Below are 15997 nucleotides of genomic sequence, written 5' to 3' on the forward strand. Positions count from 1 at the left end.
TCATTTTTATTCCGCAGATGTGTTGGCTCAGGCAAGGCTGGTGGCAGGCAGCTGGCAGGCCACGGCTTCGCGGCGCAGCTGCTGCAAGCGGGCCAGCAGCCCGGTCTGGCCGAGCTCCGTCTCCTGAGGCGAGAGATTGTCCACCAGCAGCGGATAGTGATCCGTCACCGCCTGCATCAACCAGTCGAGGCGACGCAGGGTGAGCGGGCCGCAGCTCTGGCCGCTCAGATCATCGGCCACATCGAGCCGGTGGCTGCGATACATGTCCCGCCACCAGTTGGCGACCAGCGCCTCGTCGCTCGCCAGCGCGGCGCTCCACTCCCCTTGCAGGGCGTGCAGACGGGCCAGCACGGGCGCGCTGGCCCCTTCGCGGATCAGGTGGTGGATCTCCCGTTTGACCCACTTGAGGCAGAGTTCACGCCAGTAGCGAAATTGCGGCAGAGGATCGGCCTCATCGAGCCAAAGCCCCGAGAGAGTGCGGGTCTCCAGTCGCTCCGGCACATGGAACTGCGGGTCGACCAGACCATTGGAGTTGTATTCAAAGCGGGGATCGAAGGTCCACATATAGCCAAAGTCGAACACGCAGATCTGCTCGCCGTCATCGAGCAGGTTGCCCGGGCTCGGGTCCCAGTCAAACCAGCCCCAGCGGGCCAGCTCCCCCTGCACCTCCAGCATTTGGGCCAGATTGCGTTCGTTGAGCTGATGGACCGGCACACCCCGCAACCAGGGGGAGACCAGTACCCCGGCCCGCGCCGAGCCGAAGCTGGTGCAGACCACGTGGGAGAGGACGGTAGGGTGCAGCTCGCGCAGCGCCTCGATTTCGCGCCGCCGCTCCAGCTCGGTCAGAAAGGCGGTCTTGCCATCGAGGTTGGCCACCAGCGAATCCTGACGGCGCCGCTTGAGGCACCAGTGATGCCCCTCCACCTTGAGGTGAAACACCTCGGCGGTGAGACCGTGGCGGTATACCTTGACCACAGCCGGATGGCTATCCTTCAGCTTGACCAGTTGGGCCAGCGGCAGCGGGCAGTCGCGCTCGCGTCCGATCCGGATCTCTTCCTTGCTCTCCAGCATGCGCAGCAATCTGGCCTGACGTGCCATCACTTTGGGATTCATACATGTACCTCCAGTCGCTATCGAGAGACTAAACAGCAGATCCCTCCCAAGCCAGTGGCAAAACCCCATGATGACGCTTTCATCACATATTCCGAACAACCCCTCGATCGGGATCACAATTTGCAAGGTTGAGCTGTAACCAAATATTCATTAAGTGGTCATTAAATTGACAAGCTGAAACAAGGCCCGCACCATCGGGTCAAACTCTATGCGGATGAACGATCTCTCCCTCACTCGCTCAAAGGATGAGCTTATATGAATCGCCCCTCCTCAGGCCGCCCCCGCGTCCTGAGTCTGCCCTCTCTGCTGCTTGCCCTGCTGGGTGGATTGCTGCTGCTGACCCTGTTGTTGCCGCTGATCAATCCCGGCAGTTGGCTGGGCCGTGCCCAACCTCTGGTGTTGGGCCCCGCCGACAATCCGCTGGCCACCCTCACCCGCCACGCCCTGCTCTATAAAAGCGACAGCCGCGGCCTCTATCTGGTGGTGCGCAGTCAGTGGCAGTTGCGGGGGCCGCTGCAAGCGGGGGACAAGGTGCGGGTAGAGCTGCTCAACGACAAGGGGGAGCGGATCGACCAGCTCAGTCAAGCGGTGGATAAGCGTCAGGTGTGCCGCAATCACCGCTGTACTCTGGATCTCAACAGCACCCTGCGCGCCCCGGACGATGCGCTGGCCAGCCGTTATCAGCTGCGCATCGGTCTGCTGCTCAAGGATCGCCCCGAGAGCGGCGATTTCAGCCAGATCCTGCAAACCCTGCCGGAGCAGGGCTTCAACCTCACCTATCTGGTGGTGAGCCTGACGCTGGTACTGGCCCTGAGCGCCGCCGTGCTCAAGACGGTGCTGCCAAAGCTGCGCCGCAGCCTGCGCTGGCGGATCATCGGCAGCCTGCTGCTGGGCAACCTCACCTTCGTGCTGCTGCACGGCTTCGTGGTGTTCAAGCTGGGGGAGTTTCTGCTCTGGTCAGGCTTTCGGCCGGAGCACTACTATCTGGCCTGGGGCAGCATGGTGCTGGGCTGGAGCCTCTGCGCGCTGGCGGGCTTCAACCTCTATATGGGGCTGGTCTTTACCGCGCTGTCTGGCATAGGTCTGCTGGCCAACTTTATGAAGATCGCCATCTACGGCGTGCCGCTCGGCGGGGACGATTTTGGCAACCTGCTGGCGCTGCTGCGGATCCTGCTCGACCAGCACCCCATCCTGCCCATCTTCACCGTGTTGCTGGCACTGTTTCTCTGCTGGCGCTTTGCCCTGTCACGCTGGGTGCTGCGCACAGCCGCTGCCACCGTCGCCTTCTTTGCCCTGTGCGTCTTTGCCACCCAGACCGGCAACAAGCTGCTGGGGGCCAACATTCGCTACGTGGATCGGGCGGTCAACTACCACAGGGACATCATCCGCTCCGGCCCCGGCCTCTATCTGTTCAATCTGGTGGACGAGATGCTGCAAAGCGGCAGCGTGTTTCGCTACCCCTTGCAGATCAACGAGCTGACCCCGCAGCTGAGCTATCCGCCCCAGGGCATAGCGCCGCGCTGGGATCTGGTGATCGTGCTGCAATATGAGTCGCTCTGGCTCGACTGGAAGGGGCGGATCTGCGCCCCGGCTCCCACCCTCTCCCTGCCCGCCAGCGTGCAGCAGTGGCAAAAGACCATCCACTCCCCCACCACCGGCGGCATGACGGTGCTGGCGGAGTTCGAGATGAACACCGGCCTGCCGGTGGGCTTGCTCAAGCAGGGGGTGGTGCCCTACTACTACCTCTCGCAGCAGGTGCCGGGGTTGGCCCAGAGCGCCAGACAGAGCGGCTACCAGACCCTGTTCGCCCACCCCTATGTGGAAAAATTCTGGGGCCGCGCCAAGGCAATCCCGGCGCTCGGCTATGAGGAGCGCTGGTTCGACACCCGCTTCACCACCCTTGAGCACAAGGGGCTCTATATCTCCGATGATGCGCTCATCGACCACCTGCTCAAGCGCAGCGAACAGGATGACAAACCGCTGTTTGCCTATGCGGTCACCATGCAGGGGCACGGCCCCTTCGATGGCCCCCGCTATCAGGGGCAGGAGCGCAGCGGCGCCTGCCCGAACCAGAGCGAGAGTGACACCCAGCTGCTCAACACCTATTACACCGGGGTGGTGGATGCCATGGCCTCGCTGGAGCGGCTGCTCAAGACCCTAGACCAGTCGGGCAAGCGCTATCTGGTGGTGGCCTTTGGCGATCACCAGCCGTTTTTGATGTCTGCCGGCAAGGGCATTCACGGTGACAAGCCGGCCCGCGATGCCACCTACCAGATCCCCATGATGGCCTTCACCCGCGCAGATGATCCCCTCAATCTGGCGACCCAGTTTGCGCCGGTGCGCCAGCTCTACCAGATGGGTCAGGCCACCCGCCAGCTGCTGGCGGGGGATATCACCCCCATCGAAGAAAAACCCCTGCTTCATCCGGTGTTGGGCGAGGAAAAAGGGTTCGACCCATCAAGCCTGGTGCCGCAGATCCGCGCCAGCTTCCGGCCCGATGCCCTGCCCTGATCCCTCCCCACAAAAACAGACAAGGCCGCATCCGCGGCCTTGTTGTTGGACATTCATTTCGCCCTCATTCTGCTCGCCACCAGGGCTCCAGCAAGGTGAGCTGCTGGCGGTCGAGATCGAGTGCCACCTCGATGCCCAGCGGCAACGTCAGCATGGGGTGGGTATGGGCGCAGTCAAACTCCGCCAGAATGGGGAAGCTCGGCTCCCCCACCACCTCCAGCAGGATATCGAGTGGGCGCTTGCCGCTCCCCTGAGCGTTGAACAGCTCATGCTTGCCGAGGATAAGCGCGCCGATCCGATCAAACACCCCGCACAGCTTGAGGTGGGCAAAGGAGCGCTCCACCGTCTCGGCAGATTTCAGGCTGTCCTCCAGCAGCAAAATGTCACCACGCTCGATGACGGGCATATAGGGGGAGCCCCAGATCCCCGCCATGGTGTTGAGGTTGCCGCCAATCAGCCGTCCCTCAACCCGGCCTGAGCCGACCGAGATCAGCCGATTGGGCTGGCACTGCTTGGCCCGGGTCTGGTTCTCCCAGTCCAGCCGTTCATCGCTCCACTTTGCCGGGGTGGGCAACGTGCAGGGGACGCCAGCTTCGTCGGCCAGCACAATCTGTAAAAAACTGGCCAGCGTCTCATCCACCAGCGGCGGCAACTCGCCAAAGGAGGCCACCAGCGCCGGGCCATAAAAGGTAACCAGGCCAATTTGGGCATGGATGCCGAGCAGCAGCGCCGTCACATCGGAGTAGCCAACGATGATCTTGGGATCGCGCCTCAGCGCCTCAAAGTCGAGGTAGGGCAGCAGGGAGTTGGAGTTGCTGCCGCCAATCACCGACATGATGCAGCGCACTTCGGGGTCGCGAATAAGGGCGTTGAGCTCTTCGGCCCGAGCAGCAATCGAGCCGGAACGCCAGTGATCCTGCTGGCCGGTCAGGCTACCGGCCTTGAGTTTGAAACCCTGCCCTTCAAGAAACGCCCTGGCACGGGCAAAACGGTTGGGGGCCCAGGCGGTCGCTGCACTGGAGGGGGAGAAAAAAGCGATGGTATCGCCACGTTTAAGCAGCGGGGGAACCAGTAACGTCATAAATTGCTCATCCTTGCCAATATCCAGCCATCACAGAACCTTTGAGACTCCTACAAAACCCCTGTTAGTACAACGAGTTTCACCTCTTTTGTTTAGAAATACGAAACGCTTAATTCATTATTAACGGATATTCTAAACGACACGACCTTCTTAGAATGACCTCATTGCGATGGCCAGCCCCGGTTGGCAATCAGAACGGTCGGCCTGACAGCCCGAACGTGTTCTCTCCGACTTATCGATGAGGTGCCTGTCATGAACAAAACCGCATCCCCCACTGCATTGGTTGTAGAAGGCGGCGCCATGCGCGGCATATTTGCCAGCGGCGTGCTGGATGCGTTTATCGAGCATGACTATCGCCCCTTTGACTTCGCCATCGGCGTCTCGGCGGGGGCCACCAACTTGCTGGCTTATCTCGCCAGCCAGCATGGCCGCAGCCACGAGATCCTGACCAAACTGGCGTGCAGCCAGCAATTTATGGATCCCCTGCGCTTTGCCAAGGGGGGCAATCTGGTGGATATCCACTGGCTGTGGAACACCAGCTGCCGCAAGTATCCCCTCGACATTCACGCCTACCGGGAGACCGGTATCCCCTTCTATGCGGTGGTGACCAATACCCTGACCGGCAAGGCGGAGTACATCCGGGTCAAGCCGGAGAACATGAACGAGGTGCTGCCCGCCAGCTGCGCCATTCCCCTCGCCTCCCACGAATACCCGGAGGTGCACGGGGTACCGATGACAGATGGCGGGGTGGCCGACTCCATCCCGGTGATCGAGGCCTACCGCCGCGGTGCCCGTCACCTGACGGTGATCCTCTCCGAGCCCCTTGGCTATCGGCTCAAGCCGATGCCCTTCCCCTGGATGATCCGCACCCTGCTCAAGACCCGCCCCGCGCTGGCACAGGCGCTGGAGCAGCGGGATCGCAGCTACAACGAGGCGCTCGATTTTATCGCCAATCCGCCGGAGGACTGCCAGATCGAGGTGATCGCCCCGGCCGACTACTTCCCCGTCTCCCGTTTCACCCGCGATATCAACAAGCTGGAGATGGGATACGTGATGGGCAAGTGCGCAGGCTATCAGGCCGCCCTGCTCAATTGATAAGGATTTTACAGGCATGACCCGACCTGCCGCGACGCACGCGCCGCCAACACAATAACAATCGGGTCAGTTGAGCAACATGAGTCATAAAAACAGACCGTGGCGAGGCAAGCGCGGCCAGAACCGATGCCAGACATCCTGACCGGCCCGCTCCTCATCCCTATGCCAGGGCATCTCACCCTCATACAAGGTGTTTATTTATGTCGTTTCTTCTCACCCAGCCCGCGCTGGCGCAGCTGTTCGAGCGGCTGCTGCCCGATTACCGGATCATGGCGCCCGCGGCCGAATATCGGGGCGGCCGCTTCTCCGACACCGACAACGTCACCTACCACAGCATCCGCCATCCGGCCGATCTGGTGTGGCAGGAGAAGTCCCACTTCTCCCCGAAAGAGGTGGTGCTCCCCATCACCCAGACCCTGTTCCACTTCGACAATCTGGAGCTGCGTGAATCAAAGGTGGAGGCCAAGCCCACCCTGCTGTTCTTGCGCAGCTGCGATATCCACGCCCTGCGCAGGCTGGATCAGGTCTACCTGAAAAATGGCCAGAACAGCGACGTCTACTACGCCAGACTGCGCAGCAAGCTCAAGCTGGTGCTGCTGGAGTGCCGCGAGAGCTTCGAGAACTGCTTCTGCGTCTCCATGGGCAGCAACGAGACCCAGGACTACGCCGCCGCCATTCGTCTGAGCGATGAGGGTGCCCGTATTGAGGTGAAGGATCCCGAGCTGCTCGGCTACTTTGCCGAACTGGGTGAATCCGACGACTTCACCCCGGAATTTGTCCAGAGCAACCCGGTCAAGGTACGCACCCCGGACAGCGTCTGTGACGACCCCCAGCGGATCCGCCAGATCCTCACCGCCCATCCGGTCTGGGCCGAGTACGACAGCCGCTGCATCGGTTGCGGCCGCTGTACCACCTCCTGCCCGACCTGCAGCTGCTATAGCGTGCACGACCTCACCTATGCGGAGAATCCCCAGCAGGGTGAGCGCCGTCGCCAATGGGCCAGCTGCATGGTGGATGGCTTCAGCGACATGGCCGGTGGCCACGGTTTTCGCGCCAAACATGGCGAGCGCCTGCGTTATCGCGCCCTGCACAAGGTCAACGACTACAAGGCCCGTCAGGGAGAGGAGCACATGTGCGTCGGCTGCGGCCGCTGCGACGATCGCTGCCCTCACTACATCTCCTTTAGCAACATCATCAACAAGATGACCGATGTGGTCGAACAGACCATCGCAGCCGACAACGCGCAGGGGGCGAACTGATATGTGCCAGTGCCAGCAAACCGCAACAGCAGAACCGCAGCAGGAAGCAGTCGAAAACCGCCTGCTGCCCAAGGCCTACACCATTCTGGCCATCGAGCGTCACACCGAGCTGGAGTGGAACTTTCGGGTCTCCCGCGACTTTGATGTCCACTACGGCCAGTTTGTGGAGATCTCCCTGCCCACCGTCGGCGAAGCGCCCATCTCGGTCTCCGACTATGGCGATGGCTATGTGGATCTGTTGATCCGCAAGGTCGGCAAGGTGACCGATGCGCTGTTTGCCCTCGATGTGGGCGACAAGGTGTGGATGCGCGGCGTCCACGGCAATGGCTACCCGCTGGAAACCTACCGCAACCAGCACCTCATCGTGGTGGCGGGCGGTACCGGCGTCGCGCCGGTCAAGGGGCTGCTGCGCCGCTTCAGCAAACATCCGGAAGAGGTGAAGTCACTCGACATGATCCTCGGCTTCAAGAACGAGCAGGCGGTGCTCTATCGCCACGAGATGCCGCTCTGGGCCGAGCAGCAGAACCTTATCGTCACCCTGGATGAGGGCAAGGAGAGCGAGCAGTTTCGCATCGGGCGGGTCACCGACTACATCGACCAGCTGGATCTCGCTGACAAGGAGGATATCCAGGTGATCGTGGTCGGCCCCCCCATCATGATCCGCTTCGTGGTGCTCGCCTTCCTAGAACGGGGCATCCCCAAGGATCGCATCTGGGTCGACTACGAACGCCGCATGGCCTGCGCCGTGGGCAAGTGTGGCCACTGCCGGATGGGCGACACCTATATCTGCGTGGATGGACCGGTCTTTCGTTTTGACCAGGCCCAGCATCTGATCGACTGAGGGAGAACACCATGAGTCTCGATATCGACATCATCAAGGCCCGCGCCAAGAACGAATACCGCCTCTCCAAGGTGCGCGGCGAAGCGATGATCAGCGTACGCATTCCCGGCGGGATCATGCCCGCCCACCTGCTGGCGGTGGCCCAGCAGATCGCCGAACAGTACGGCAACGGCCTGATCCACCTCACCACCCGCCAGAAGCTGGCGATGCCTGGCATCAAGTATCAGGACATGGACAAGGTCAACGCCGCCCTCGAACCCTTTATCAAGGAGATCGAGGTGGAGACCTGCGGCATCGAGGTAGAGGACACCACAGCCGGTTACCAGACCATCGGCGGGCGCAACATCGTCGCCTGTCAGGGCAACACCATCTGCCAGAAGGGCAATATCGACTGCACCAGGCTGGCCCAGCGGATGGAGAAGCACCTCTACCCCAACCCCTATCACCTCAAGATGGTGATCGCCGGCTGTCCAAACGACTGCGCCAAGGCCAACATGGCCGACTTCGGCATCCTCGGCATCGCCAAAATCCACTTCAATGCCGAGCGCTGCATCGGCTGCGGCGCCTGCGTCAAGGCATGTAGCCACCACGCGGTGGATTGCCTCGCCATCAAGCATGGCAAGGCGGTCAAAGAGGAGAGCAAGTGCATCGGCTGTGGCGAGTGCGTGCTGGCCTGCCCGACCCTGGCCTGGCAGCGGGATCCCAAGCAGCTCTACATGGTCAAGCTGGGGGGGCGCACCAGCAAGAAGACTCCTCGTACCGGCAAGCTGTTCCTCAACTGGGTGACCGAAGAGGTGCTGCATGCGGTGATCAAGAACCTGTTCGAGTTCGAAGCCGAGATGCTGGATGGCAAGCCCATCTACCTGCACATGGGCCATCTCATCGACCGGGCCGGTTATCACAAGTTCAAGGAGCGGGTGCTGCGCGGCGTCACCCTCAACCCGGAAGCCATGGTCGCTGACCGCATCTTCTGGGCCGAAGATCAGTACGTCGCCAACATGCACGTCAAAGCGGTGCAATAGGAAAAACCTCGTTTGGGGAAGCGTGATCAAGTGGCCGACACCGGTGGGGATCTGTCGTTGGCCCGGGCGTGGATCACGCTTCCCCCTTTTTCCTCTCACTGCGTTACAACGCCTTCTCCTCTTTTCGTCCTGCGCAGCCCGCTGCTGCCGGACCCGCATCCGGAGCCCGTTATGGACTTTCTCCCTCTCTTCTGTCAGCTGCAACACAAGCCGGTGCTTATCGTCGGTGGTGGCGAAGTCGCGGTGCGCAAGGCGCGCCTGCTGCTCGATGCCAAAGCCCGGGTGACCATCAATGCCCCCCATCTCGAACCCCAGCTGATGAGCTGGGCCGAGCAGGGACTGCTGACCGTCTGCGCTGCCGACTTTCACCCCGAGCTGCTCGATGGCAAATGGCTGGTGATCGCCGCCACCAACCAGCCCGAGGTCAACCAGCAGGTATTCAACGAAGCGAATCGGCGCCAGATCTTCTGCAACGTGGTGGACTCTCCGGCCCACTGCAGCGCCATCATGCCCGCCATCATCGACCGCTCGCCGCTGATGGTGGCCATCTCCAGCGCAGGTTCGGCGCCGGTGCTGAGCCGCCAGCTGCGGGAAAAGCTCGAAGGCATGTTGCCGCAGCACCTCGGCCAGCTCGCGGTGCTGGCGGGCAAGCTGCGCAAGCGGGTCAAGGCCATACCGGACAAGCTGGCTCGCCGCCGTTTCTGGGAGCGGCTCTTTAGCCATGAGCGACTGGCATGCCAGCTGGCCCGCGGCCAACAACAGGCTGCCGAACAGAGCATCAACGAGCTGCTCGATGAGCAACCGCAGAGCAAGGGAAGCGTCACCCTGGTGGGCGCCGGCCCCGGCGATGCGGGGCTGCTCACCCTGAGCGGTCTGCAACAGCTGCAACAGGCGGATGTGGTGGTCTATGACCGGCTGGTCTCGCAGGAGGTGCTGGCACTTGTGCGCCGGGATGCCGAGCGGATCTTTGTCGGCAAGGAGGCGGGCCGCCACTGCGTGCCCCAGCAGGCGATCAACCAGCTGTTGCTTGAGCAGGCCCGCCTCGGCAAACAGGTGGTGCGGCTCAAAGGAGGCGATCCCTTTATCTTTGGCCGTGGCGGTGAGGAGCTGGAGACCCTGGCCGAGGCGGGCATCCCCTTCTCGGTAGTACCGGGCATTACGGCAGCCTCAGGCTGCGCCGCCTACAGCGGCATTCCCCTTACCCACCGCGATCATGCCCAGCGGGTGCAGTTCATCACCGGCCACGACAAGGAGGGCAATATCGCCCAGGAGTGGTCGGCGCTGGTCGCCCCACGCCAGACCCTGGTCTTCTACATGGGGCTGGCCCACGCCGCCCGCATTCAGGATGCGCTGCAAACCCACGGCATGCCCGGCCACACCCCGGTGGCGCTGGTGGAGCAAGGCACCCAGCTCAGTCAGCGGGTGGTGCGCGGCGAGCTGCGGCAGTTGGCCGAACTGGCCCGTCAGGTGAAGAGCCCGAGTCTCATCATCATCGGCTCGGTGGTCACTCTGGCCGACAAGCTGGACTGGTATGGGGAAGCCAACGCCATCCACGGCATCTAACCCCGCCACGGCGATCAACCAATAGAGACAACAAAACAGAGAGCGGCCATGCCGCTCTCTGTTTTTTGCATCAATGACCAAGCCGTGGCACGGCGCGTCTGTTACTCCAGAGTGATGGGGCCGGTATTCTGAACATCGCTGTCATTCCAGTCGCTCTCATCGCGAATGCGCGGATCCCCCTGCAAGGTGTAGAGGATGGTGCCCTGACGAAACTGCAGCGCACCATCGGCCCGTTTCGCCTTCACCTTGACTCCGTTGACCCACACCTGCTCCTTGCCATCCACCTGAATATTGGCCACCGTGGCGCCTGTCTCGCGGTTCTTGGCGATCCACTTGCCCTGATAGGGCGAGTCCCCCTTGGCCATCGGCAGTGCGGCTGCCTTGCCCGCCGACCAGGCGTGCACGGTGCAAAAGCCGTGGGCCCGGCGATCATGCTTGATGACGTAATCCAGGGTGGGTTCGCTGGCGGGCAGATCGAAGGTGATACCGATGACCACCTTGCCGTTTGTGGCCGAATAGGCGGCGGGCGCCAGCGTTTTCAGGGTCGCCTTCTTGCCATTGATAAAGACGTTGCCCCCTTGCGACTTGACCCGGATATCGGTGGGACAAGTGGCGCTGAAATTGGGCAGCGCCGCGAGGGCACTGCCGGCATGGGCGGTCATGGCCAACATGACAAGGGTCAGCAGAGCAGGTTTTTGATTCATAGTGATACGCCTTCAAGAGAAGAGAACCTCGTCCGTGAGCGGTGTTGTTCATGATGGCGGCACTCTAGCTTGACCCTCTCGGGCTACCCAGTTAAAAAAAATAAAACCGGATAGGGGAATTATTAATAAATATAAATATTTAAAATCAATGGGTTGAGTGATAACCCTGCCAGCCGCCACGTATCAGACAGGCAATAAAAAAGCCGATAACCCGGTTATCGGCTCATTGCCCATGCAGAGGCGGAGGCCCGATCAGACCACCACGGCGGTGCCACTGATGCTGACCATCAGCATGCTGCCATTTTGCCCCACCACCTCGTAGTCGATATCGATTCCGACCACCGCATTGGCGCCAAGGGCGGCGGCACGCTCTTTGAGCTCATCGAAGGCGATCTCGCGGGCACGGGCCAGCTCTTTTTCATAGGCGCCAGAGCGGCCGCCGATGATGTCGCGGATCCCGGCGAAGAGATCCTTGAAAATGTTGGCGCCGAGAATGGCTTCGCCAACCACGATGCCGCGGTATTCACGAATGGTTTTGCCTTCCAGCGTGGGGGTCGTCGAGAGGATCATCTTGAACTCCTGTGAGTAGCAGAAGGGCTCAGACTACCCCAACTGCCCGAAAATCCCAACCGGGTGGTGGCCTGTACGACGTCGACCTTAAAAATCACGACAGCCAGATAAAAAAACACCGCGCACGGGGCGCGGTGTTTGTTTCAAAAGGCCATTGCCAACGGCAAGCCGTCACGGATTGTAAGAGACCACCGAGCCACTGAGGCCGGTCATCTGGGAGATCCGCCCCTGCATGCCCTGCAGTTTGGCCTTGGATACATCCGGTCCGATAAAGACCCGGTTGAGCTGACCCTGAACCGGTGTGCGCGGCGAGGTGTGGGCAGAGTAGCCCGCCGCCCGCAGCTTGCTCACCAGCGCGTTGACGCTGTCGACGTTCTTGAAGGCGCCAAGCTGAAGGATCCAGCTGCCCTGCGCCGGTGCCGCAGCAGGCGCGGGAGTGGTCGGCTGGGTCATCTTGCTTTCAATCAGATCGTCGAGGGACTTGATCTGACCCGCCTGCGGCTTGGTCGGTGTGGGTGCCTTGGCAACTTCAACCGGTTTGGCTGGCATCGGCTTGGGTGCTGGCTTTGGCGGTTCGACCGGTTTTTTGGCCACCACTTCCGGCTTGGGCTGTGGCTTGGGTTGAGCATTCTGTTGCGGCTGAACCGGTGCCGGTGCGGCAGGGGTTGTCGCCGGCTGCGCCCCGTTGCCCTGACTGGCGAGGGTCATGGGGTCAGCCACCTCTTCCACTTGCCACTGCTGGGCCGCAGAGGCCTGTTGCTGGCTGGCCAGATGATCGGCTGGCAGGCTGCTGGCTGCCGAGACCTGCAGCGCAGGCTTGGCAGGCTCCAGCTCAGGGCGCAGCGGGATCTTGGCAAAGGCCTCCTCCTTTTGTGCCAGCTTGTGACCATCCAGCAAGTCCGGCAGGAAAATAACAACCAGGGCCACCAGGATGACGGTGCCCACCAGACGGTTTTGAAACTTCGAGGCCAAGTTGAATCCTACCTTTACGTAACTCAATATGCGATTTGGCTCCCCGCCCGAGGGCCAGGGAGCCGGGGTGTGGCCTAGACGGCGACACCCGCCAGAATGTCGGCGACAGTGTAAAACGAACCAAACACAATGACCATATCGTCCGGACTCGATGCGGCCAACGCTGCCTGATAAGCGGCGCTGACATCATCAAACTCCCTGGCAGGGCCCTTGCCCTCCCCCAGCGCCGCAGCCAGCTGCGCAGCGGTGGCGGCGCGCGGGCCGGTGAGGCTGGCCAGATACCACTCGCCGATCAGACCATCGAGTTCGGCAAGGGATCCCGCCATGTCCTTGTCTTTGAGCATGCCGACCACGGCGCGGCGCACACCCGTGCAGGGCATCTTGCGCAATTGCGCGGCCAGATAGGCCGCCGAATGAGGATTGTGTGCCACATCGACGATCACCAGCGGCGCACTTTGCAACTGCTGCATCCGGCCAGCCAGCCGGGCATTGGCAAGCCCGTCACGAATGGCGGACTCTGGCAGCGGCAAGCCGAGGGATTCCAGCGCCGCCAGCACGGTCACCGCGTTCATCAGCGGCAGCGCCGGTTTTGGCAGATCCCGCCACTGGTTGAGGCCGTGATAATCCCAACCGCTCTCGTGCTCATCGCCACGAAAATCGATACCGACCTGACGCAGGTTGGCACCAAGACGCTGTGCTTCGCTCGCGATAGTCGCAGGCGGATTGGGCTCACCGCTGATGGCGGACTTGCCAGCGCGATAGACCCCCGCCTTCTCCACCGCCACTGCTTCGCGGGTATCACCCAGCCAGTCGCAGTGATCGAGGGCAATGGAGGTGATCATGGCCACATCGGACTCCACCACGTTGGTGGCGTCGAGTCGACCGCCCAGCCCCACTTCCAGCAGCAGCACATCGGGGGCGGCGCGGCAGAAGAGCCACAAACCAGCCAGAGTGGCGAACTCGAAGAAGGTAAGGGCAATCTCGCCGCGAGCGGCTTCCACCTCGGCAAAGGCGGCGCAGTGATCGCTGTCGGCCAGCTCTTGCCCGTTGACCCGCACCCGCTCGGTAAAGCGCAACAGATGGGGCGAGGAGTAGACGCCGACCTTGTAGCCTGCGGCCATCAGAATGCTGGCCGCCATGGCACAGCTGGAGCCCTTGCCGTTGGTGCCCGCCACCGTGATCACCTTGAACGGCAGCTGGGTAAGCCCCATACGCCGGGCGACAGCACCGACCCGATCCAGCCCCATGTCGATATTGACCGGATGGATCTGCTCCAAATAAGAAAGCCAGTCGACAAGCGACCGGCTTTGGGATTGTTGCATGTTTGAACTCATCTTCACTCTTCGATGACGTGAGTATTCAGCATTTTGGCGAGCAGGCTGGCCAGACGGTTACGCATTTCACGGCGATCGATGATGATATCGATGGCACCCTTTTCCAGCAGGAACTCGGAGCGCTGGAAGCCTTCCGGCAGTTTCTCGCGCACGGTCTGCTCGATAACGCGCGGGCCGGCAAAGCCGATCAGCGCCTTGGGCTCGCCCACGTTGATGTCACCCAGCATCGCCAGACTGGCAGAGACGCCACCCATGGTGGGGTCGGTCAGCACGGAGATATAGGGCAGGCCCGCCTTGGTGAGTCGGTCCAGCGCTGCACTGGTCTTGGCCATCTGCATCAGGGAGAAGAGGGCTTCCTGCATGCGGGCACCACCAGAGGCGGAGAAGCAAACCAGACCACGGCCTTCCTTGATGCACTCCTCGACGGCGCGCACAAAGCGGGCACCGACCACGGAGGCCATGGAGCCACCCATGAAGGAGAATTCGAACGAACAGGCGACAACCGGTACCCCTTTGAGGGTCCCTTTCATCACCACCAGCGCATCTTTCTCCGCCGTCTCTTTCTGAGCGGCAGACAAACGATCCTTGTAGCGCTTGGAATCCTTGAATTTCAGTACATCCTGCGGCTCCAGCTCGGCACCGATCTCGGTACGACCCTGCTCGTCGAGGAAGCTCTCGAGACGGGCGCGGGCGCTGATGCGCATATGATGATCACACTTGGGGCACACTTCGAGGTTGCGCTCCAACTCTGCCCGGTAGAGCACCTGTTCACAAGCACTGCACTTGGTCCACACCCCTTCCGGAATGTTGTGACGACGAGGCGCAGTGATCTTGCTCTTGGGAAGAATCTTCTCAAGCCAGCTCATGGAATTCCTTAATGCTTTTGTGCCTGACAAAACGCATCGAGCCTAGATTGTTCAATGACTTAATAGCTCGATGGCAACAAATGACGGGTCATTAAACCACAATTTTTCGGGCGCAGTTACTAAAAACTGGTCGTACCCGGTGCCGAGTCCGGCAGCCACAGCGGGCCGAGCGGCAACTGCGGTAGAGCAAACTCGGCCGGGTAATCCACGTCGACCAAATAAAGGCCACCGGCCTTAGCGGTCGGCCCGGCCAGATTGCGATCCTTGGCAGCCAGCACCTCGGCAATCCACTCCACCGGTTTGAGCCCCTGCCCCACCAGCAGCAGGGAGCCGGTGATGTTGCGCACCATATGGTGCAGGAAGGCGTTGGCCTTGATGTCGAGCACGATGTAGGGGCCGGAGCGGCTGACACACAGATGGGTCACATTGCGCCACGGGGTGTTGGATTGGCAGGCGACGGCACGGAAGGTGCTGAAGTCGTGCTCCCCCAGCAGGCTCTGGCCCGCCTGGTGCATCAACTCGGCATCGATGGTCTCGTGGTAGTGGCTGACGCCACTGCCGAGGATCGCCGGCCGGTAGTTGTGGTTGTAGATGACATAGCGGTAGCGACGGGCGGTGGCGCTGAAGCGGGCGTGGAAGCTCTCGTCCACCTGTTTGACCCAGCGCACGGCGATATCCGGCGGCAGGTTGGAATTGAGCCCCAGGGTCCAGGCCCCTTCGGCACGGTTCGCCTCGGTATCGAAGTGGATCACCTGACCGGTCGCATGGACACCGGCATCGGTGCGCCCGGCACACTGGATGGAGACAGGGTGGTTGGCAATCCGGCTCAGCGCCGTCTCCAGTTCAGCCTGCACGCTGATCACTTCACGCTGACGCTGCCAGCCGAAATACCGGCTGCCGTCATATTCAATACCTAGGGCAATTCGCATGGATAAACTTGTCTTGTTGTGAAAACGCAGTGAAAGAAACGGGGCGGATTATACGCGCTCAGCCCGAAAAGTCCCACCACGCGCGCAATTGGCCTGGATGGTCAGCCTGCGCGGCCATGATCCCCCATCGCAAATCG

14 protein-coding genes are annotated in these 15997 nt (G+C 61.6%); 6 read left to right on the forward strand and 8 right to left on the reverse strand.

Annotated features, from left to right (window positions below):
• Positions 1 to 27 precede the first annotated feature (27 nt).
• Positions 28 to 1113, reverse strand: a complete 1086-nt coding sequence (locus AB5Y90_RS03750) for a hypothetical protein (protein WP_005333743.1) — start codon at positions 1111 to 1113, stop codon at positions 28 to 30.
• 255 nt (positions 1114 to 1368) lie between these two features.
• Between AB5Y90_RS03750 and AB5Y90_RS03755 the strand changes: the two genes are divergently transcribed.
• Positions 1369 to 3624, forward strand: coding sequence for an LTA synthase family protein (locus AB5Y90_RS03755; protein WP_368166592.1), 2256 nt, complete (start codon positions 1369 to 1371; stop codon positions 3622 to 3624).
• 64 nt (positions 3625 to 3688) lie between these two features.
• Here AB5Y90_RS03755 and AB5Y90_RS03760 read toward each other — a convergent pair whose 3' ends face one another.
• On the reverse strand, positions 3689 to 4705 hold the full coding sequence (locus AB5Y90_RS03760) for a S66 peptidase family protein (protein WP_368166593.1): 1017 nt from the start codon (positions 4703 to 4705) through the stop codon (positions 3689 to 3691).
• Between the two features lie 252 nt (positions 4706 to 4957).
• On the opposite strand from AB5Y90_RS03760, the gene AB5Y90_RS03765 reads away from it, so the two are divergent.
• The 5 genes from AB5Y90_RS03765 (at position 4958) to cysG (ending at position 10485) form a co-directional block, all read left to right on the forward strand.
• A complete protein-coding gene (locus AB5Y90_RS03765) occupies positions 4958 to 5800 on the forward strand; it encodes a patatin family protein (RefSeq protein WP_368166594.1) in 843 nt (280 codons plus the stop codon).
• Positions 5801 to 6000: 200 nt separating this feature from the next.
• Positions 6001 to 7059 carry an anaerobic sulfite reductase subunit AsrA gene (gene asrA, locus AB5Y90_RS03770; RefSeq protein WP_368166595.1) on the forward strand — a complete coding sequence of 353 codons (1059 nt, stop codon included), beginning with the start codon at positions 6001 to 6003 and terminating at the stop codon, positions 7057 to 7059.
• A 1-nt stretch (position 7060) separates the two neighbouring features.
• Complete coding sequence (asrB, locus tag AB5Y90_RS03775; RefSeq protein WP_098969634.1) at positions 7061 to 7900, forward strand: anaerobic sulfite reductase subunit AsrB; 840 nt, start codon at positions 7061 to 7063, stop codon at positions 7898 to 7900.
• Between the two features lie 11 nt (positions 7901 to 7911).
• The gene (gene asrC, locus AB5Y90_RS03780) at positions 7912 to 8922 is read left to right on the forward strand and encodes a sulfite reductase subunit C (protein WP_368166596.1); all 1011 of its coding nucleotides are present in this window, start codon (positions 7912 to 7914) and stop codon (positions 8920 to 8922) included.
• A gap of 171 nt (positions 8923 to 9093) precedes the next feature.
• Positions 9094 to 10485 carry a siroheme synthase CysG gene (cysG, locus tag AB5Y90_RS03785; protein ID WP_368166597.1) on the forward strand — a complete coding sequence of 464 codons (1392 nt, stop codon included), beginning with the start codon at positions 9094 to 9096 and terminating at the stop codon, positions 10483 to 10485.
• 101 nt (positions 10486 to 10586) lie between these two features.
• On the opposite strand, the gene AB5Y90_RS03790 is transcribed toward cysG, so the two are convergent.
• The 6 genes from AB5Y90_RS03790 to truA all read right to left on the reverse strand — a co-directional run bounded on the left by AB5Y90_RS03790 (position 10587) and on the right by truA (position 15860).
• Positions 10587 to 11189 (reverse strand): hypothetical protein, encoded by a 603-nt coding sequence (locus AB5Y90_RS03790; protein WP_139401049.1) that lies wholly within the window; start codon positions 11187 to 11189, stop codon positions 10587 to 10589.
• A gap of 252 nt (positions 11190 to 11441) precedes the next feature.
• Positions 11442 to 11759, reverse strand: coding sequence for a heavy metal-binding domain-containing protein (locus AB5Y90_RS03795; protein ID WP_005333757.1), 318 nt, complete (start codon positions 11757 to 11759; stop codon positions 11442 to 11444).
• 171 nt (positions 11760 to 11930) lie between these two features.
• Entirely contained in the window at positions 11931 to 12731 is an 801-nt protein-coding gene (dedD, locus tag AB5Y90_RS03800; RefSeq protein WP_307895076.1) for a cell division protein DedD, read from the reverse strand.
• 74 nt (positions 12732 to 12805) lie between these two features.
• Positions 12806 to 14065: a bifunctional tetrahydrofolate synthase/dihydrofolate synthase gene (gene folC, locus AB5Y90_RS03805; protein ID WP_307895077.1), complete on the reverse strand. Its 1260-nt coding sequence runs from the start codon at positions 14063 to 14065 to the stop codon at positions 12806 to 12808.
• A gap of 2 nt (positions 14066 to 14067) precedes the next feature.
• Positions 14068 to 14931, reverse strand: a complete 864-nt coding sequence (gene accD / locus AB5Y90_RS03810; protein WP_005333765.1) for an acetyl-CoA carboxylase, carboxyltransferase subunit beta — start codon at positions 14929 to 14931, stop codon at positions 14068 to 14070.
• 119 nt (positions 14932 to 15050) lie between these two features.
• Positions 15051 to 15860 (reverse strand): tRNA pseudouridine(38-40) synthase TruA, encoded by an 810-nt coding sequence (truA, locus tag AB5Y90_RS03815; protein ID WP_040066446.1) that lies wholly within the window; start codon positions 15858 to 15860, stop codon positions 15051 to 15053.
• Positions 15861 to 15997: the final 137 nt, after the last annotated feature.

This window comes from Aeromonas sp. R4-1 (genome assembly GCF_040908325.1).
Classification (GTDB): domain Bacteria; phylum Pseudomonadota; class Gammaproteobacteria; order Enterobacterales; family Aeromonadaceae; genus Aeromonas; species Aeromonas veronii.